The organism is Xanthomonas massiliensis (genome assembly GCF_900018785.1).
GTDB lineage: Bacteria > Pseudomonadota > Gammaproteobacteria > Xanthomonadales > Xanthomonadaceae > Xanthomonas_B > Xanthomonas_B massiliensis.
Window position 1 is genome coordinate 227,512 of record NZ_FCOY01000002.1, and the last position, 18,435, is coordinate 245,946.

Annotated in this window: 18 protein-coding genes; 4 read left to right on the forward strand and 14 right to left on the reverse strand. The window is 73.5% G+C overall.

Annotated features, from left to right (window positions below; all coding sequences use genetic code 11):
• Positions 1–46: 46 nt before the first annotated feature.
• The 5 genes from BN3794_RS00980 to BN3794_RS01000 all read right to left on the reverse strand — a co-directional run bounded on the left by BN3794_RS00980 (position 47) and on the right by BN3794_RS01000 (position 3,507).
• Positions 47–1,075, reverse strand: coding sequence for an NAD(P)H-dependent glycerol-3-phosphate dehydrogenase (locus tag BN3794_RS00980; RefSeq protein ID WP_066091980.1), 1,029 nt, complete (start codon positions 1,073–1,075; stop codon positions 47–49).
• A 14-nt stretch (positions 1,076–1,089) separates the two neighbouring features.
• On the reverse strand, positions 1,090–1,611 hold the full coding sequence (gene secB / locus BN3794_RS00985) for a protein-export chaperone SecB (RefSeq protein ID WP_066091984.1): 522 nt from the start codon (positions 1,609–1,611) through the stop codon (positions 1,090–1,092).
• A gap of 78 nt (positions 1,612–1,689) precedes the next feature.
• A complete protein-coding gene (locus BN3794_RS00990) occupies positions 1,690–2,124 on the reverse strand; it encodes a rhodanese-like domain-containing protein (RefSeq protein WP_066091987.1) in 435 nt (144 codons plus the stop codon).
• 442 nt (positions 2,125–2,566) lie between these two features.
• Complete coding sequence (locus tag BN3794_RS00995; RefSeq protein ID WP_066091990.1) at positions 2,567–2,998, reverse strand: hypothetical protein; 432 nt, start codon at positions 2,996–2,998, stop codon at positions 2,567–2,569.
• Positions 2,995–3,507, reverse strand: coding sequence for a YiiD C-terminal domain-containing protein (locus BN3794_RS01000; protein WP_066092149.1), 513 nt, complete (start codon positions 3,505–3,507; stop codon positions 2,995–2,997). Before BN3794_RS01000 ends, BN3794_RS00995 begins: the two co-directional genes overlap by 4 nt.
• 40 nt (positions 3,508–3,547) lie before the next feature.
• Here BN3794_RS01000 and BN3794_RS01005 point away from each other — a divergent pair, with 40 nt between their 5' ends.
• The 3 genes from BN3794_RS01005 (at position 3,548) to BN3794_RS01015 (ending at position 6,658) form a co-directional block, all read left to right on the forward strand.
• Positions 3,548–4,312, forward strand: coding sequence for a uroporphyrinogen-III synthase (locus tag BN3794_RS01005; protein WP_066091993.1), 765 nt, complete (start codon positions 3,548–3,550; stop codon positions 4,310–4,312).
• Between the two features lie 94 nt (positions 4,313–4,406).
• Complete coding sequence (locus BN3794_RS01010) at positions 4,407–5,396, forward strand: uroporphyrinogen-III C-methyltransferase (protein WP_066091997.1); 990 nt, start codon at positions 4,407–4,409, stop codon at positions 5,394–5,396.
• A complete protein-coding gene (locus BN3794_RS01015) occupies positions 5,393–6,658 on the forward strand; it encodes a heme biosynthesis HemY N-terminal domain-containing protein (RefSeq protein ID WP_066092001.1) in 1,266 nt (421 codons plus the stop codon). The genes BN3794_RS01010 and BN3794_RS01015 overlap by 4 nt, the downstream gene beginning before the upstream one ends.
• 7 nt (positions 6,659–6,665) lie before the next feature.
• On the opposite strand, the gene BN3794_RS01020 is transcribed toward BN3794_RS01015, so the two are convergent.
• Both BN3794_RS01020 and BN3794_RS01025 read right to left on the reverse strand, forming a co-directional pair.
• Positions 6,666–7,859 carry an MFS transporter gene (locus BN3794_RS01020; RefSeq protein ID WP_066092004.1) on the reverse strand — a complete coding sequence of 398 codons (1,194 nt, stop codon included), beginning with the start codon at positions 7,857–7,859 and terminating at the stop codon, positions 6,666–6,668.
• 341 nt (positions 7,860–8,200) lie between these two features.
• Positions 8,201–9,481, reverse strand: a complete 1,281-nt coding sequence (locus tag BN3794_RS01025; protein WP_066092007.1) for an acetyl-CoA C-acetyltransferase — start codon at positions 9,479–9,481, stop codon at positions 8,201–8,203.
• A 104-nt stretch (positions 9,482–9,585) separates the two neighbouring features.
• Here BN3794_RS01025 and BN3794_RS01030 point away from each other — a divergent pair, with 104 nt between their 5' ends.
• On the forward strand, positions 9,586–10,470 hold the full coding sequence (locus BN3794_RS01030; protein ID WP_066092010.1) for a hypothetical protein: 885 nt from the start codon (positions 9,586–9,588) through the stop codon (positions 10,468–10,470).
• 441 nt (positions 10,471–10,911) lie between these two features.
• Here BN3794_RS01030 and BN3794_RS01035 read toward each other — a convergent pair whose 3' ends face one another.
• From BN3794_RS01035 to glnA, 7 genes are all read right to left on the reverse strand, one after another.
• On the reverse strand, positions 10,912–11,535 hold the full coding sequence (locus tag BN3794_RS01035) for a superoxide dismutase family protein (protein ID WP_066092013.1): 624 nt from the start codon (positions 11,533–11,535) through the stop codon (positions 10,912–10,914).
• 46 nt (positions 11,536–11,581) lie between these two features.
• Positions 11,582–12,169 (reverse strand): superoxide dismutase family protein, encoded by a 588-nt coding sequence (locus BN3794_RS01040; RefSeq protein WP_066092154.1) that lies wholly within the window; start codon positions 12,167–12,169, stop codon positions 11,582–11,584.
• 63 nt (positions 12,170–12,232) lie between these two features.
• Positions 12,233–13,660, reverse strand: coding sequence for a nitrogen regulation protein NR(I) (gene ntrC, locus BN3794_RS01045; protein ID WP_187128026.1), 1,428 nt, complete (start codon positions 13,658–13,660; stop codon positions 12,233–12,235).
• Between the two features lie 2 nt (positions 13,661–13,662).
• The gene (locus BN3794_RS01050) at positions 13,663–14,727 is read right to left on the reverse strand and encodes a two-component system sensor histidine kinase NtrB (RefSeq protein WP_066092019.1); all 1,065 of its coding nucleotides are present in this window, start codon (positions 14,725–14,727) and stop codon (positions 13,663–13,665) included.
• Positions 14,728–14,853: 126 nt separating this feature from the next.
• Entirely contained in the window at positions 14,854–16,293 is a 1,440-nt protein-coding gene (amt, locus tag BN3794_RS01055) for an ammonium transporter (RefSeq protein ID WP_066092022.1), read from the reverse strand.
• Between the two features lie 17 nt (positions 16,294–16,310).
• The gene (locus BN3794_RS01060; RefSeq protein ID WP_066092025.1) at positions 16,311–16,649 is read right to left on the reverse strand and encodes a P-II family nitrogen regulator; all 339 of its coding nucleotides are present in this window, start codon (positions 16,647–16,649) and stop codon (positions 16,311–16,313) included.
• Positions 16,650–16,997: 348 nt separating this feature from the next.
• The gene (glnA, locus tag BN3794_RS01065; RefSeq protein ID WP_066092028.1) at positions 16,998–18,407 is read right to left on the reverse strand and encodes a type I glutamate--ammonia ligase; all 1,410 of its coding nucleotides are present in this window, start codon (positions 18,405–18,407) and stop codon (positions 16,998–17,000) included.
• Positions 18,408–18,435: the final 28 nt, after the last annotated feature.

The following is an 18,435-nucleotide window of genomic DNA, read 5'->3' on the forward strand; positions in this document are numbered from 1 at the left end:
TTGGGGCCCCGTGCCCGGTCCCGCGCACGCGGCATCGCCGGCCAGGTCAGCGGAACAGCGCCTGCGGGTATTCCGGCTTGCGCTCGCGCGCCAGCAGTTGGCGCAGGCCGTCCTCGGGGGTGATCTCCCCGTGCAGGACCGCATGCACGGCATGGGAGATCGGCAGGTCGATCCCCAGGGCATCGGCCTGGCGCATGACCTCGTCGGCGGTCTGCACCGACTCGACCACCTGGCCGATCTCGCGCACGGCCTCCGGCAGCGACTGCCCGCGCCCCAGGGCCAGGCCCAGGCGGCGGTTGCGCGACAGGTCGCCGGTACAGGTCAGCACCAGGTCGCCCAGGCCGGCCAGGCCCATCAGCGTCTCCGGGCGCGCGCCGATCGCCGCGGCCAGGCGCAGCATCTCGTTCAGGCCGCGGGTGATCAGGCCGGCCCGGGCATTGAGCCCCAGCGCCATGCCGTCGGCCACGCCGGTAGCCACCGCCAGCACGTTCTTCATCGCCCCGCCCAGCTCGGCGCCGATCATGTCGTCGCCGGTGTAGGCGCGGAACGTGGCGCCATGCAGCGCATCGGCGACCTGCTGGGTGAAGGCCGGCACCTCGCCGTGCACGGTCACCGCGGTGGGCAGGCCCAGGGTCACCTCGCGGGCGAAGGACGGGCCGGTGACCACCGCCAGCGGCACCGCGCCGCCCAGGACGTCGCGCGCGACCTCGTGCAGGAAGCGTCCCGAGCCGGGCTCGAAGCCCTTGGTCGCCCAGGCCACGCCCGCCCGTGCCGGACGCAGCGGCGCCAGCGCCCGCACCGTCTCGGTGAAGGCGTGGGAAGGCACCGCCACCAGGATCCAGTCGGCCCCGTCGAGGGCCGCGGCCAGCACGTCGGTGGCATGCAGCGACGGCGGCAGCGGCAGGCCCGGCAGGTAGCGCGGATTCTCGTGGTCGTGGTCGATGGCCCGCACCACGTCGGCGTCGCGCCCCCACAGCACGGTCGGGTGACCGTTGCGGGCCAGCAGGGTCGCCAGGGCGGTGCCCCAGGACCCTGCGCCCAGGACCGCGATCTTCTTCGGTCCGTTGCCGCTCATCGCACCGGCCCGGCTCAGGCGTTGCCGGCCGGCTCGGAATCGGCCAGCGACTGCTCGCCCTGCTGGGCGGCGCGCTGGCGCAGGGTCTCGGCGTACAGCGCTTCGAAGTTGATCGGCTGCAGGTAGAACGGCGGGAAACCGCCGGCCTGGATCAGCTCGCTGACCAGGGTGCGCACGTACGGGAACAGGATCGACGGGCACTGGGTGCCGAGCAGCACGTCGATGGCCTGCGGCTCCAGGCCGACCAGGCCGAACACGCCCGCCTGCTGCACTTCGGCCACGTAGGCGATCTTCTCGCCGACCTTGCAGGTCAGGGTCACGGCCAGCACGACCTCGAAGGCGTTCTCGTTCAGGCGCTGCACCTTCTGGTTCAGGTTCAGCTGCAGCTCCGGCTGCACGGCCTCGTTGAACACGGCCGGCGCGTTGGGCGATTCGAAGGAGACGTCCTTGACGTAGATCTTCTCGATGGTGAAGGCAGGGGCCGGGGCGGCGTTCTCGGCCGGCGCGGCGGCGCCGTTGGTGGTTTCTTCGGACATCTCGTTACTCCGGTGAAAGGGGTGGAACGGTGAAAGGCGGGATTATCACACGGCCTGCACGCGGCGGCCGGCGCGGCCTCAGCGGCCCTTGACCAGCGGCAGGTCGGCCTGCTGCCAGGCGGCGATGCCGCCGTCCAGGGCATAGACCTGGGTGAACCCGGCCTTCTTCAGGCGCCGTGCGGCACCGGCGGAGGCCACGCCGCTGCGGCATACCAGCACCACCGGCTGGGCCTGCTTGCCGGCCAGCTGCTTGGCGGCCGGGTCGAACTGGCCGGCCGCGACGTTGCGGCTGCCGGCGATGTGGCCCTTCTGGAAGTCGGCCGCGGCCGACAGGTCGATCACCACCGCATCCTCGCGGTTGATCAGGCGCACCAGTTCGGCCGGCTTGAGCGTCTTGTAGCCGCGGAACAGGCGGGCGATCTCGGTGGCGACGATGGCCACGGTCAGGCCGGCCAGGGCCAGCGAGAGCATCGGATTGCGGACGGCGAAGGCCTGCAGTTCTTGGAAGGTCACGGACGGTCGGCAGCGGAACGGGAAGCAGGCGATTGTCGCACAGGCCGGCGACCGGGACGTGCGCCGGCCCACCGGGCCGCCCGGCGGGCGCGGGCGCCGGCACCGGCCGCGGTCCGGGAGCCGGGGCCGCGGTTCGCCTCGCCGCTGCGCCGGACGCCAGCGACATGCTTGGCAAGCACCCGGGGCACCCCGGGCATCACTTCCGGCGACAGCGCCCTGCGCCCGTTCACTTTTCTGAACCATTTGCCGTGACGGCGCCATTCGCACCTCGGGGCATCCTGCCAAGGGCGACGCGGGACGCCTGGCAGGGATGCCCCGAAGAACGAGACGGGCGGCATCCGCCCTCCAACGGGAACGACCCTTCGCTCACCCTCACGGACATCCGCACGGATGCGTGGCCGGTACCGGCGCTGCCGGCGGGCGGGGCCCGCCGGTCTGGCGGCTAGCGGCCGTCCCAGAGGTCGGGCAGGCCCGAGACCTGCCACCAGCGCTTGGCCTGCGGGTCCCAGCGCCAGGTCTCGCGCACGCGCACGGTGCGCTCGGCCTGGGTGTTGCGGTTGATGATGCCGATCTCGGCCTCGCGCACCGGGTTGCCCGCTTCGTCGGTCCCCGAGCCCAGTTCGTGGTAGCCGGATACCTGCAACTGGCGGTAGCGCTCCAGGTGCAGCGCATCGACCGGATGGTCGCGGCGATAGGCCGGGTCCACGAAGTTCAGCGCCTGCTCGAAGCCCTCCCAGCGCAGGGCGGTGGCGTAGTCCTGCTGCGTGGTTTCCAGCTTGCGCAGCTGGCTGCGGCTGTAGCCGCCAGCCAGCGCCGGCAATGCCAGCGCGGCCAGGACCAGCGCCAGCAGCGCGCGGTGGGCGAGGCGCTTCATGCCGCCGCTCCGCCGGCGAGCCGGGCACGTTCCGCCATCCGCAGCCGGTCGAAGGCCACGTAGCGCCCGGTCAGCGTGGCCGCTTCGCCCGCGCCCGGGGGCACCAGTCGCGCCTGCAGGGCGATGCGCGCCTTGCCGCGCTGGCGGAAGGTGTCGAGGAAGCCGCGCCAGTCCCCGGGTTCGTGCGCCCGCGCCAACGCGCGCAGCTCGCCGTAGACCGGGGTCCTGTAGCGCACCTGGCTGTCGGCCACGTAGACGTCCGCCTCGTGGCCGGCCAGGCGCAGGCGCAGGGTCAGCCACGCCCAGGCCGCCAGCGTCATCACCGAGGTCAGGCTGCCGCCGAAGGCATTGCCCTTGTCGTTGAGGTTGGCCGCCAGCGGCGCGGTCAGCACCAGTTCGTCGTCGCGGTAGTCCTCCACCCGCACCTGCATGGCCACCACCGGCGGCATCAGGGCGAACCCGGCCTGGAGCGTGGCCAGGTCGTCGGAAGTGGGCAAGCGGAGCGTCATCGGCGGTTCGGGCAGCGGCGGGCCTCGCATAATGCCCTGCATGGCCGCGCCTGCAACCCTCGCCCCCGCCTGGACCCTGGTTTCGCTGCGTCCCTGTGGCGGCCACGATGCCTTGCGCCGCGCCGCCGCACGCGCCGGCGCACGGGTGCTGGCGCTGTCGCCGTGGCGGCTGGCGACCAGCGACGATGCCGCCACCCGCGCCCGGCTGGCCCAGGTCCTGGCCCTGCCGGCGGTGGTGTTCACCAGCCCGGCGGCGGTGGTCGCCGCGGCCCGGCTGTTGCCGTTGGCGCCGGCACTGGGCGACCGGGCGCTGGCGGTCGGCGCGGGGACGGCCCGGGCCCTGCACCGCCACGGCGTGGCCGAGGTGGCGTACCCGGCGCGCATGGACAGCACCGGCCTGCTGGCGCTGCCCGCGCTGGCGAACGCGACTGCGGTCGGGCTGGTCACGGCCCCGGGCGGACGCGGCCTGCTCGCCGAGGCCCTGGCCGCGCGCGGCACGCCGGTGGTGCGCGGCGACGTCTACCGGCGCGTCCCGGTGGTGCTGGCCGCGTCGCGGCTGGAGCGGCTGGCGCGGCTGCACGGCCCGGCGGTGCTGGCGGTGAGCAGCGGCGAGGCGCTGCAGCGGATCACCGCGCAGATGCCGGCACAGGCGCTGGCGCGTTGGAAGGCACTGCCGGTGGTCGCCGCCAGCGAACGCCTGGTGCTGCTCGCCCGCGGCCTGGGATTCAGCGACGTGCACCGCGCCGACGGTCCGCGGCCGGCGCAACTGGTGCGCGCCGCACGCGCCCGCGCGTTGGCCGGCTGACTCTTCACGGCGCAGCGCTTGCGGCGGCGCGTGCGGCCACGCCATCCTGTGCGCGCATCCGCACAGCGGATGGATGGAACCAAGGAATGCCGCCATGATCGACGACGCGTCGTACACCGCTCCCGTCCCCCGCCGCCCGTGGCGGATCCTGGGCTGGGTCGTCGTCCTGCTGGTGCTGGCCGGGGCCGGCTTCGGCGGCTGGTACGGCTGGCAGGCCTGGCAATCGCGCGAGCACCAGCGCGAGGCATTGCTAGCGCGCCAGCGCAGCGACCTGCAGGGCCAGATCGAGCGCCTGCGTGGCGACCAGCGCGCCTTCGCCCGCGGCCTGCAGGACCAGGCCGCCACCAACCGCGTGCTGCGCGACGAAGTGCTGGGCCTGGGCCAGCGCAATGCCGCCCTGGAAGACACCGTGGCCAAGCTGGCCGACACCTCCCGCGGCGGCGCCCAGGCGCTGCGCCTGGACGAGGTCGAGCTGCTGCTGACCCTGGGCCAGCAGCGCCTGGCCATCGCCGGGGACGTGGACGGCACCCGGCGCGCCTACGCGCTGGCCGCGACGACGCTGGCCGGGATCGACGATCCGCACTACCTGGACCTGCGCCAGACCCTGGCCCAGGAGCGCGCGGCGCTCGCCCGCCCGGACGCCGACACCCGCGCGGCGCTGGCCACGCGCCTGGACGCCACCGCCGCCGCGCTGGCGGTACTGCCCCGCCACGTGGCCGACGACCACGGCGCGGCGCTGGCGCCCTGGTGGCAGCGCCTGCTCGCGCCCCTGGTCACCGTGCGCCCGGCCACCGTCGACACGCCGGTGGCACGCGCCGACCGGATCGCCGCCGCCGACAGCCTGCAGATCGAGCTCTCGCTGGCGCGCGCCGCGCTGGAACGTGGCGACGCTGCCGGCTGGAGCCAGGCGCTGGCCCGCGCCTCGGCCTGGGTGCAACGCCTGTGGCCGGCATCGCCGGCGCGCAGCCACGCCCTCGACGAGTTGCAGGCACTGGCCCGGGCGCCGCTGCATCCGGACATCCCCGAACTGGGCACCACCCTGCAGCAGCTTCGCGCCCTGCGCGATGCAAGGAGCACGCCATGAAAGCCGTCCGCATCCTGTTGATCCTGCTGGCCTGCATCGCCGCCGGCGTGTTCGGCGCGCACTGGCTGTCGGTGCAGCAGCGCTACGACCTGGGCGAGGTCGTCGTGCGCATGGGCGGCAACGACTACATCACCCAGCTGCCGCAGGCGGCGCTGGTGCTGGTCATCGCGCTGCTGCTGCTGTGGCTGCTGTGGCGCCTGGCGCTGGCGCCGTTCCGGCTGTGGGGCCGGCATCGCCGCAAGCAGGCGCGCGCGCGCCTGGTCGAAGGCCTGCAGGCCCAGGAGAACGGGCAATGGGCGCGCGCCGAGAAGCTGCTGCTGGCCGCGGCCGACGACAGCGAGGTGGGCACCATCGCCCTGGCCGGTGCCGCGCAGGCGCAGGAGGCCCGCGGCGATGCCGAGGCGGCGCGGCAGACGCTGGCCCGCCTGGAGCAGCGCGACCCGGTGGCCCACGCCCTGCTGCAGGGCGAGCGCCTGCTCGCCGCCGGCCAGCCGCTGCAGGCCATCGCCGCCCTGGACGTGGCCGCGGCCCAGCCGCTGCCCCCGCGCGGCGTGCTGCTGCGCACCCGCGCCCTGGCCCAGGCCGGGCGCTCGGCCGAGGGCTACGGCCAGCTCGGCGCGCTGCGCAAGGCCCAGGTCCTGGAAGCCGACGACATCGCCGCACTGGAACACGACCTGGCCACGCGCTCGCTGCAGGAGGCCGCCGACGGCAACGCCCTGGCCGAACGCTGGGAAGTGCTGCCCAAGTCGCTGCGCCTGGACCCGCAGGTCGCCGCGACCTACGCCAGCCGCGCCGCCGCCCTGCACTGGGACGATGCCGCGCTGCGCAGCATCGAGCAGGCGCTGGACACGCGCTGGGACGAATCCCTGGCGATCCTCTACGGCCAGCTGCCGCTGGAGAAGTACGACTCGCGCCGCGCCAGCGCCCAGCGCTGGCTGCAGGCCCATCCCGACAGCCCCGGCCTGCTGCTGACCCTGGCGCGGCTGGCCGGCCACCAGGGCCAGTGGCCGCAGGCCGAGGAGTTCCTGCACCGGGCCATCGCCCAGGGGGCCGGTGCGCAGGCCTGGGAAGAGCTCGGCCATGGCCTGGCCGCCGCCGGCGACGATGCCGGTGCCCGGGCCTGCTACGCCAACGCCCTGCGCGTGAACCGCGGCGAGCCGGTGCAGCCGCTGCCGCAGACGCGCGAGCTGCACGAGAAGATCCGCGACCAGGCAGTGGCCGAGGAGCGCGACGCGCACGGCATCCCGCGCCTGCGTTCCTGAGCGGGCGTCAGCGCGGCGGCCGCAACCGCCGCCACAGGCCGAAGGTGACCAGCGAGGCCAGTGCCGAGGCCAGTGCGGCGACCAGGTAGATCGTGCCGTAGCCGCCGCGCAGGGCCAGCCAGCCGGCCAGCGGCCCGACCACCGCCAGCGCCACGTCCAGGAACAGCGAGAAGATGCCCAGCGCGGTGCCGCGGCTGCTGGCGGCGATCGCGCGGATCGCCTCGCTGCCCAGCGACGGGAACACCAGCGCGAATCCCGCCCCGGTCACCGCCGCCCCCAGCGCCGCCCAGGCCGGCAGCGGCGCCCACCACAGCAGCAGCAGGCCCGTCGCCTCCACCACGAACGAACCCAGCGCCACCGCGTAGCCGCCGAAGCGGGCGATGGCATTGGGCAGGACCAGGCGGGTGGCCACGAACGTGGCGCCCAGCAGCGAGATCGCCAGCGCCGCATGCGGCCAGCCGCGACTGCCGTAGTACAGCGCCACGAACGCGGTGATCGCGCCGAATCCGAGCGAACCCAGCCCCAGGCACAGGCCGAACGGCAGGACCTTGGCCAGCACCTGCCGCGCCGGCACGCGCGGGCCGCGGATCGGCACCACCCCGGGCCGATGCCGGCACAGCCACAGGGCCGCCAGCGCCACCAGCAGCGTGACCGTGCCCAGCGCGGCGAATCCCCACTGCCGGGCCAGCCACACCCCGCACGGCGCCGCCAGTCCCAGCGCGCCGTAGGTGGTCACCCCGTTCCAGGAGATCACCCGGCCGGACTGGGCGATGCCGGCCTCGCCGATGCCCCAGGTGATCGTGCCGGTGGTGACCAGGCTCTCCCCGGCCCCGAGCGCCAGGCGGCTGAGCAGCAGGATCGCCAGCGACGCGGCGGGAACGGCCGCCAGCCAGGCACTGGCCAGCAGCAGCACCCCGGCCACGGCGCAGGCGCCCAGGCCGGCCAGCACCGAGGTCTTCGGCCCGCGCCCGTCGCACAGGCGCCCGGCCGGGGTACGGGTGAGCAACGTGGCCAGCGACTGCAGGCTCACCGCCAGCCCGGCCAGCACCGTGCCGTAGCCCAGGTCGTGGTGCACGTGGCCGGGGATCGCCGCCAGCGGCAGGCCCACGCAGAAATAGCCCACGAAATTGAACAGCACGACGCCGAGGATGCGGCGCAGCGGCACGCCGGCCGGCGACGCGGGAGCAGCGGGAGTGGTCACGGATCGGCCCGGCCGGCGCAAGCCAAGCGCCGGTTCCTTGCAACACGGGCCGGTATTGTCGCGCCGGGGCTGGACGCGGGACAGGGCACGGCGGCCGGCGGGGAACGATCGCGCGTGCGGCGGCCAGCCCGGGCGGACATGTCACGGCGCCGCATCCCCGCGCCGGTCCGCCCGACGCTGCCGCGCGGCGTGGCACGGCCCGGCCACGCCGCGCGGCCGGCGATCGCCGCCATGCCCCGCGTGGGCCCGGTCACCGGGCCACCGCCCCGCGCGATGCCGGCCGTACGCGCCCGGCGCGGGTGCGCGGCAGGAACCGGGGCCGGCCGCGGGTCATCGGCGCCTCAGCGCTCGACGATCGCCACCACGCCCATGCCGCCGGCGGTGCAGATCGACACCAGCGCGCGACCGCCGCCGCGTTCGGCCAGCTCCTTGGCGACCGTGGCGATGATCCGCGCGCCGGTGGCGGCGAACGGGTGGCCGGTGGCCAGCGAGGACCCGAGCGGATTGATCTTCGCCGGGTCGATGCTGCCGAGCGCGCCGGGCAGGCCCAGGCGGTTGCGGCAGTAGTCCTCGCTCTCCCACGCGCGCAGCGTGCACAGCACCTGCGCGGCGAAGGCCTCGTGGATCTCGTAGATATCGAAATCCTGCAGGCTCAGGCCATGGCGGGCGAGCATCTGCGGCACCGCCACGGTCGGGGCCATCAGCAGGCCCTCGCCGTGGACGAAGTCCACCGCCGCCACCTGCGCGTCCTTCAGGTAGGCCAGCGGGACGTGGCCGTGCGCGCTGGCCCATTCCTCGCTGGCCAGCAGCACCGCCGCGGCGCCGTCGGTGAGCGGGGTGGAATTGCCGGCGGTCAGGGTGCCGCGGCCGGAGCTGCGGTCGAAGGCCGGCTTGAGCGTGGCCAGCTTCTCCACCGAAGTGTCCGGGCGCAGGATGTTGTCGCGCTCCACGCCGCGGAACGGCACCACCAGGTCCTTGAAGAACCCGCGCTCGTAGGCGGCGGCCAGCTTGTGGTGCGAGGCTGCCGCCAGCGCGTCCTGGGCCTGGCGGGCGATGGCCCATTCCTTGGCCATGTCCTCGCAGTGCTGGCCCATGCTCTTGCCGGTGCGCGGCTCGGCCACGCCCGGGAACTCGGGCTTGAGCTCGGAGAAGCGGAAGCCCTTGGCCAGCGCGCGCAGCTTGTCGCCGGTGGTCCGGGCGCGGTTGGCGGCCAGCAGGCGCGCGCGCAGGGCCTTGCCGTAGACGATCGGCACGTCGGAGGTGGTGTCCGAACCGCCGCCGATGCCCGCCTCGATCTGGCCCAGCGCGATCTTGTTGCCGATGGTGATCACCGAATCCAGGCTGGTGCCGCAGGCGCGCTGCAGGGTGATCCCCGGGGTGAGCGGGGACAGGCCGGAGGACAGCGTCGCCTCGCGCGCCAGGTTCCAGTCGCTGGGATGCTTGATCACCGCGCCCATCGCCACCTCGCCCAGCACCTGCCCCTGCAGGCCGAACTTCTCCACCAGCGCGCCCAGCGTGCGCACCGACATCCCGAGGTTGCCGACGTCCGCGTAGGCGGTGTTCTGGCGGCAGAAGGGGATGCGGACGCCACCGAGGATGGCGACGGGACGGGGATTGGACATGGAGGCTTCTCGCAAGGGCTGGCCGGGGACGGAACCTGCACGCAACGGGCAGGCATAATGACGGCAAGTGTAGCGGCGAGCCCGACACGGGCCAATCGAGAACCATGACGGCGGATACCACGGCAATCGTGCGCGGCGTGCTCGCGCTGGAACTGGCCGGCGGCAGCGTGCCGGCGCGCCCGGCCCTGACCGCGGACCAGGCCGGGGAACTGGCCACCCGGATCGGCCGCGACCTGGCCCAGCTGGTGCCGCAGGCCAGCGCGCTGGACCTGAGCGTGGGCGCGGCCCACTTCGACCCGGCCGAGGCCCTGCGCCCGGGCTGGTCGCTGCACCGGCGCCTGAGCGAACTGCACGACCGCGCCCCCGGCCGCGACCAGGGCCCGCGCGTGCTGGCCTTCGGCAGCGATGCCAAGGGCGAGGTGCCGATGCCGCTGCAGGCGGACCTGGAACTTGCCGGCGGCAGCCTGCGGGTGGTCCCGTTCGTGCTGCAGGGCGCGGCGGCGCTGGCCGAGCCGGTCGCCGACGCGCTGGAGGACATGCTGCTGGCCCAGGGCATGGCCCAGCCGGATACCGCGCTGCTGGCGCAGCAGGCGTTCGGCGCCCAGATCGAGCATGCGCGCTACCTCACCGTGCACGACCTGGCGGCGATGATGTCCATGCAGTACGACAACCAGGGCCTGGCGCCGCTGTGGCCGCTGATCGAGGCGGCGCTGCTGGCCCCGCAGGCCGAGGAATGGCTCGATGCCGCGCCCGAGCCGCTGCTGCGCCAGGCCGGCGGCGAGGTGCGCATGGCGCTGTTCGACCCGGCCGGCTGGTGCGCGCACTACGGCCACGAGCGCAGCCAGTGCGAGCGGCTGGAGAAGACCTACGAGCAGTACCTGATGCGTCAGCGGCAGATGGCCGCGGTGCTCGAGGCCCATGGCCTGCCGGTGCTGTTCGTGCACGTGGAGGCCGGGCAGGACGGGCGCGAGGCCCTGCAGGCCGGCTGAGTCGGCCCGGCGACGGGGCCGCGCCGGCAGCGCATCGGCGCCGATGGAGCGGCATCACCGGCGAGAAGGCGTGACCGGCGGCGAGCCGTGACCGGCCTCCTTGTGAGTCCTGCCAACCCCGTCGCCTGGTGCGGGGACATGGCTCCTGGCCGCTGACGGACCGTCCCTATCGGACATGGGCGCCCGTCCACCCGTGACGCGGCCGGACGGGCCGGCATCGCTTCGTCCCCGCCGCGGACGAAGCGCACGGCAGGCATCGCCACGCCGTCGAAACGTACCCGACCCCGCCGCGATGCCACCGCCCTGCGCATGCGGATGCGGGGCAAGGCCTGCCGATCGTGCGGCCGACGCGCCGGCACCCGGCATCTCCCGCCTGCACCGCGAACACCGGCCGGACGGGACGGCCGGCATCGCGCCGCGCGGTCCCGCCGCGGCCGGGGATCAGGGCGCCTTGATCACCGCGCAGGCCAGGCGCGCGCCGGCATTGCCGGTCGGCTGGGTCTTGTAGTCGTCCGCATCGGCATGGACGATCAGGCCGCGACCGATGATGTCGAAGTCGTCGCCCTTGCCGGCATCGACGTTGCTGGACACCGGCCCGCTGACGGTGGCATTGCCCTGCGCGTCGGCGACGATGTTGGGCATGTCCCCGCCATGGTGCGGGTCGCTCATCACGTTGCCGTGCTCGGTGCTGGCGGGATTGAAGTGGCCGCCGGCGCTGGCGCCGTCCGGCGCGCTGCAGTCGCCCTTCTCGTGGATGTGGAAGCCGTGCTGGGAATTGGGCGCCAGCCCGGTGATCTTGCCGGTGACGTGCAGCTGGCCGTCCGGCAGCTGGAAGAACTCGACCTGGCCGGCGACGTCGTTGCCCTGGGTCGGGGCGAGCGTGGCCACGGCCACGACCTTGCCCTCGGCTGGCTCGGACGGTGTGGCCGGGGTCTCGGGCGGGCCGGCATTCTCGGGGGTGGGCGCGGCGGTGGTGGTGTCGGCCGCACCGGACGTGCCTTCCTGCTTGCAGGCCGACAGGGCCAGCACGGCGGCAACGAACAAGGTGGTATGGATCAGTCGCATGGTGTGCTCCTCGGGTGGGTGGGCGAAGGTCCGCCCGGAACGTGCGTCAGCGGGCGGTGTCGGCCGCCAGGGGCCGGATCACGCCGCAGGCCACGCGGGCGCCGGCATTGCCCGCCGGCTGGCTGCGGTAGTCGTCGGGGGCGGCATGCACGACGATGGCGCGGCCGATCAGGTCGTGGCCGGGATCGCCGCCCAGCGACAGGCCGGCGAGATGAAGATCGACCTGGGCCACGCCGTCGGCATCGCTGGCCAGGTTGTCCATGTCGCCGGCATGGAACGTGCCCTGCCCGCGCCGCCCGTGGGCCGCGTTGGCCGGGTTGAAGTGGCCGCCGGCGCTGGCCGCGTCCATGGCGCTGCAGTCGCCGTGCTCGTGCACGTGGAAGCCGAAACGGCCCAGTGGCGGCAGGCCGCCGACGGTGCCGGGGAGGTGCACGCCGCCAGCCTCCGGGACCAGCACCAGGCGGCCGCTGACCAGGCTGGCCGAGGCCGGCGCCAGCGCCACCTCGGCACGCGCCACGGCCGCTGCCGGCGGCACGGGCGGGGCCGGCGGCGGGGCCGGGGCCCGCGGCGTGGTGCTGCAGGCGGCCAGCACCAGCAGCGCCGGCACGGGCAGGAGACGGAGCGCGGAAGGCATCATGGCGCGACGTTACCGTGGGCGCCGTTGAGGCGCCATGAAAGAGGCGCGGCCCGCATCCGGTCAGCGTCGCCGGCGCCCGGGCCCGAGCTTGCGGGTGACGGTGTTGCGGCCCACGCCCAGGCGCTGCGCAGCCTCCGAGCGACGCCCGCCGGTCAGCTCCAGCGCCACCTCCAGCAATGCCTTGTCCAGGCGCGCGCGCGCCTCGGCATGCACGCCTTCGGCGCCCTCCTCCAGGCGCCGCCGCGCCCACGTCGCCAGCAGCTCGTCCCATTCGCCCACGGCGCTGCGCCGCGGGCGTCCGCCGCGCGCCAGGGCCTGGGCCACGTCGCGCGCGTCGATGTTCTCCCCGGCCGCCATGGCCGCCAGGCGCCAGCACACGTTCTCCAGTTCGCGCACGTTGCCCGGCCAGTCGTGGCGGCGCAGCGCCTCCAGCGCCGCCGCGGTCGGGCGCTTGACCGGCGTGCCCAGCTTGGCCGCGGCCAGGGCCAGGAAGTTGCCGGCCAGCTGCGCCACGTCGGCGCTGCGCTCGCGCAGCGGCGGCAGGCGCAGGCGCACCACGTCCAGCCGGTGCAGCAGGTCGGCCCGGAAGCGGCCCTGCTCGACCAGGGCCTCCAGGTCCTGATGGGTGGCGGCGATCACGCGCACGTCCACGCGGATCAGCTCGCGCCCGCCGACACGGAAGAACTCGCCCTCGGCCAGCACGCGCAGCAGCCGCGTCTGCAGCGGCAGCGGCATGTCGCCGATCTCGTCCAGGAACAGGGTGCCGCCGTCGGCCTGCTCGAAGCGGCCGATGTGGCGCTTGCTGGCGCCGGTGAAGGCGCCGGCCTCGTGGCCGAACAGCTCGCTCTCCAGCAGTTCGGCCGGGATCGCGGCGGTGTTGAGCGCCACGAACGGCGCACGCGCGCGCGGCGATTCGCGGTGCAGGGCGCGCGCCACCAATTCCTTGCCGGTCCCGGTCTCGCCGCTGATCAGCACCGCCAGCGGCGCCTGCGCCAACCGGCCGATGGCGCGGAACAGCGCGCGCATCTCCGGGGTGGAACCGATCAGCTCGGTGCGCCCGGCCTCGGCCTGGGGCAGGCGCGGCGGCAGGCGCCGTTCCGGCAGCGCGCGCGCGGCCAGCGCCACCGCGTCGTCCAGGTCGAAGGGCTTGGACAGGAACTCGTGCGCCCCGCCGCGGAATGCGCCGGCGGTGCTGGCCACGTCGGTGTAGGCGGACATTACGATCACCGGCAGCTTGGGATGGGCGGCCTTGAGCCGGTCCAACAGCACCAGGCCGTCGTCGCCGGGCATGCGCACGTCGGTGAACAGCAGGTCCGGCGGCGCCTGCAGGCGGATGGCCTGCAGCGCCGAGGCGGCGCTGTCGAAGCCATCGACCTGGTAGCCGGCCTCGCGCAGCGCCGTGGCCAGCACGAAGCGCACGGAGCGGTCGTCGTCGACCACCCAGATGCGCTGCGAGGGGTGATGAGCAACGGAAGCGGTGGCCATGATCGTCAGACTCCGGATTGCGCCACGGGGCCGTCGCCGGCCTCGGGCAGCTGCGGCAGCAGCAGGGTGAACACGGTGTGGCCAGGGCGCGAGCGGAAGCCGAGCGTGCCGTGGTGCTCGCGGGCGACCTGCTGGGCCAGCGCCAGGCCCAGACCGCTGCCTTCGGCGCGCCCGGACACCAGCGGCAGGAACAGGTGGCCGGCCAGCGACTCGGGCACCCCGGCGCCGTCGTCGATGACCTCCAGGCGCAGGGCCATCGTGTGCACGCGGTCGCGGATGCGCAGGCCATGCTCGACGCGGGTGCGCAGGGTCACGCTGGCCGCGCCGGCCTGCATCGCGTTGCGGACCAGGTTCCATACCGCCTGGGTGAGGCGGTCGAAGTCGCCGGGGAACTCGGGGATGCTGGGATCGTAGTCGCGGCGCATGCGTACCCGGCCGGCGCCCTCCGCCTCGGCCAGGCGCAGCACGCGCTCGAGCACCTCGTGGATGTTCAGCGGCGCATGCGCGCGCACCGGCCCCTGCGAGAGCAGCTGGTCGAGCAGGCCGTTGAGGCGCTCGATCTCCGCGCCGATCAGCTCGACCAGTTCGCGCTCGTCCTCGTCGCGGCCGGCGATGCGGCGCGCCAGCAGCTGGGCCGCGCCCTTGAGCCCGGCCAGCGGATTGCGCAGCTCGTGGGCCAGCCCGCGCAACGCCGCCGACAGCGCGGTCGGCAGGGCCTGCTCCGGGTCCAGCGCGGGGAACTCGTCCACCGGCTGGGCTTCCAGCAGCCAGCCGCCGTCGTCCAGCCGCGACAGCCAGCCGTCGGCGAAGCGCGGCGCCTCGCCGGGCAGCCCGAACGCCAGCCGGTGCAGGCGCAGCACGTCGCGCTCGCGGTTCTCCAGGAACCGCACTAGGGCGTCGCTGCGCATTTCCAGCGAGGCCAGCGGCTGTCCCTGCAGGCGCCGCTCCCCGGTGCCGAGCCAGCGCGCGAAGGCCGGGTTGACCCCGAGCACGCGCCCGTCGGCGCCGGCCCAGGCCACCGGGGTACCCAGCGCATCGACGCCAGGGACGGGCTCGCGGCGCACCGTCATTGCACCACCCTGGTGCTAACCACCATCCTCGTCACGGCCTCGCCCCTCGTTGCCGCGCGTCCCGGGCCATGGCCCGGGCGCGGGCGGCAGCGCCCGCCGCCATGCCGACGGCGGGCGCTGCCCGGTTCAGACGTCGTAGGCCGATTCGCCATGCGAGGTGATGTCCAGGCCCTCGCGCTCGGCGTCCTTGCCCACGCGCAGCCCGACCGTCCAGCCGGTGATCTTGAGCGCGACGAAGGTCACCACCGCGCACCAGACCACGGTGAACAGCACGCTCTCGACCTGGATCAGCACCTGCGCGCCCATCGAGTCCACGCCCTCGGCGAAGCCGGTGCCGCCCAGCGCCGGCGCGCTGAACACGCCGGTGAGGATCGCGCCGACGATGCCGCCCACGCCGTGCACGCCGAACACGTCGGCCACGTCGTCCACGCGCAGCAGGCGCTTGAGCCCGGTCACGCCCCATACGCAGATCATGCCGGCCAGCACGCCGATGACCAGCGCGCCCATCGGGCCGACCGTGCCGCAGGCCGGGGTGATGCCGACCAGGCCGGCCACCGCGCCCGAGGCCGCGCCCAGCGCGGAGGGCTTGCCCTTGGTCAGCGCCTCGACCAGCACCCAGCCCACCACCGCCGCGGCGGTGGCCAGGATGGTGTTGATGAACGCCAGCGCCGCGGTGCTGTTGGCGGCGGCCGCCGAGCCGGCGTTGAAGCCGAACCAGCCCACCCACAGCAGCATCGCGCCGACATAGGTGAACGGCACGTTGTGCGGCTTGAGCACGCCCTGGCCGAAGCCGATGCGCTTGCCGACCATGTAGGCGCCGACCAGCGCGGCCACGCCGGCGTTGATGTGCACCACCGTGCCGCCGGCGAAGTCCAGCGCACCCCGGTTCTTCAGGAAGCCGCCCTCGCCCCAGACGATGTGCGCCATCGGCACGTAGCTGAAGGTGAACCACAGCGCCGAGAACAGCACCACCGCCTTGAACTTCATGCGCTCGGCGAAGCCGCCGACGATCAGCGCGGTGGTGATGCCGGCGAAGGTGGACTGGAAGGCCACGAACAGCAGTTCGGGCAGGCCGCTGCTGATGGTCTCCGGCGAGATCCCCTTCAGGAACGCCTTGCTGGTGAACGAGCCGAAGAAGGCGTTGCCGGCGCTGAACACCGCGCTGTAGCCGTAGAACACCCACAGCACCAGCACCAGCGAGAACACCACCAGCACCTGGCTGAGGATGGACAGCACGTTCTTGGCGCGCACCAGGCCGCCGTAGAACAGCGACACGCCCGGTACCGTCATCAGCAGCACCAGCAGCGTGGAGGTGAGCATCCAGGCCACGTCGCCGTGGTCGTAGGCCGCGGCCACCGGCTCGGCGTCGGCCTGGGGCTTGTCGGCCGGCGTGGCATCGGCCAGCGGCTCGGTCTGGACCGTCTCGCTCGGCAGCGGGGCGACCTGGGCCTGGGCCAGGGCGCGTGGCGCCTGCCCGAGCAGCAGCACGGCCGCCAGGGCGAGCAGGGTGGACAGCGCCGCGCCGCGCAGGCGGGCGGGAATTCCGGCGAAGGTTGCGATGTTCATGGGGGAAGGCTCCTTCGTCAGAGCGCGTCGGCGCCAAGTTCGCCGGTGCGGATGCGGATGACCTGCTCGATGGCGGTCACGAAGATCTTGCCGTCGCCGATCTTGCCGGTGCCGGCGGCCACCTGGATCGCCTCCACGACCGCCTCCAGCCGTTCGTCGGGCACCACCGTCTCGATCTTGATCTTGGGCAGGAAGTCGACGACGTACTCGGCGCCGCGATAGAGCTCGGTGTGGCCCTTCTGCCGGCCGAAGCCCTTGACCTCGGTCACGGTGATGCCGGACACGCCGGCCTGCGACAGGGCCTCGCGGACCTCGTCGAGCTTGAACGGCCGGATGATGGCGGTGATCAATTTCATGCGCGTACCCCGATGGTGGAAAAAGCCGGCCGGCATCGTGCCGGCCGGTGGTTCAACGACCGGGCGTCTCTCCTCGCCCGATCCTGCGGAAACGGCGCCGGTGCCGGCCGCGCACGCTGCCGGCCATTCCCCCGGCACTGCCCCTTCCGCGGCATCCCGCGCCAGGGGCGCGGGGGGCGGCGATGGCGGAGGAGGGAGGGGAGGCCTCCGCCATCGCCGCAATTGCACGGTGGGCCGGCGCGCCGCGGATGCGGCCGCCGGCCGGTGCCGCTCAGCCGGCGCCGGATGCCCCGCTTCCCTGCACGCGGGCAGGGAACGCGGGGACCGCGCACGGCGTGGCGGCGTCCATCAGTTCGCGTAGTACAGCTGGTATTCCAGCGGGTGGGTGGCGGCGCGGAACTTGGTCACCTCCTGCATCTTCAGCGCGATGTAGCCGTCGATGAAGTCGTCGGTGAACACGCCGCCGGCCTTGAGGAACTCGCGGTCGGCATCCAGCGCCTCCAGCGCCTGGTCCAGGCTCGAGCACACCTGCGGGATCAGCTTCTCCTCCTCCGGCGGCAGGTCGTACAGGTCCTTGTCGCTGGGCGCGCCCGGGTCGATCTGGTTCTTGATGCCGTCCAGGCCGGCCATCATCAGCACGGCGAAGGTCAGGTAGCCGGACTGCAGCGGATCGGGGAAGCGGATCTCGATGCGGCGCGCCTTCGGGCTGGACACCCACGGGATGCGGCACGAGGCCGAGCGGTTGCGCGCCGAGTAGGCCAGCATCACCGGCGCCTCGAAGCCGGGCACCAGGCGCTTGTAGCTGTTGGTGCCGGAATTGGCGAAGGCGTTGATGGCCTTGGCGTGCTTGAAGATGCCGCCGATGTACCACAGCGCCAGCTGGCTCAGGCCGCCGTAGCCGTCGCCGGAGAACAGGTTGGTGCCGTCCTTGGACAGCGACTGGTGCACGTGCATGCCCGAGCCATTGTCGCCGACGATCGGCTTGGGCATGAAGGTCGCGGTCTTGCCGTTGCGGTAGGCGACGTTCTTGATCACGTACTTGGTGGTGAGCAGCTCGTCGGCCTTCTTCACCAGCGAGTTGAACTTGGTGCCGATCTCGCACTGGCCGGCGGTGGCGACCTCGTGGTGGTGCACCTCGACCTCGATGCCCAGCTCGGTGAGCACCTTGCACATCTCCGAGCGCAGGTCCTGCAGCGAATCGGTCGGCGGCACCGGGAAGTAGCCGCCCTTCACGCCGGGACGGTAGCCACTGTTGCCGCCCTCGATCTTGGCCGAGCTGCTCCAGGCGCCTTCCTCGGACTCGATCTGGAAGAAGGTGTGCTGCATGTCGTTGCCGAAGCGCACGCCGTCGAAGATGAAGAACTCCGGCTCCGGGCCGAAGAACGCCTGGTCGGCGATGCCGGAGGACTTCAGGTAGGCCTCGGCGCGCTTGGCGATGCCGCGCGGATCGCGCGTGTAGGGCTGCATCGTGGCCGGATCGAGGATGTCGCAGATCAGAGCCAGGGTCGGATCGGCGTAGAACGGGTCGACGAAGGCGGTGCTGGCGTCGGGCAGCAGCACCATGTCCGACTCGTTGATGCCCTTCCAGCCGGCGATCGAGCTGCCATCGAACATCTTGCCCTCTTCGAACAGCTCGGGCTCGATGATGCTGGCCGGGAACGTCACGTGCTGCTGCACGCCGCGCATGTCGACGAAGCGCAGATCGACGAATTCGATCTTGTTGTCCTTGACCAGCTTCTCAATGTTTTCCAGGGACATGTTCGATGCAACCTCGGGAGTAAATGGG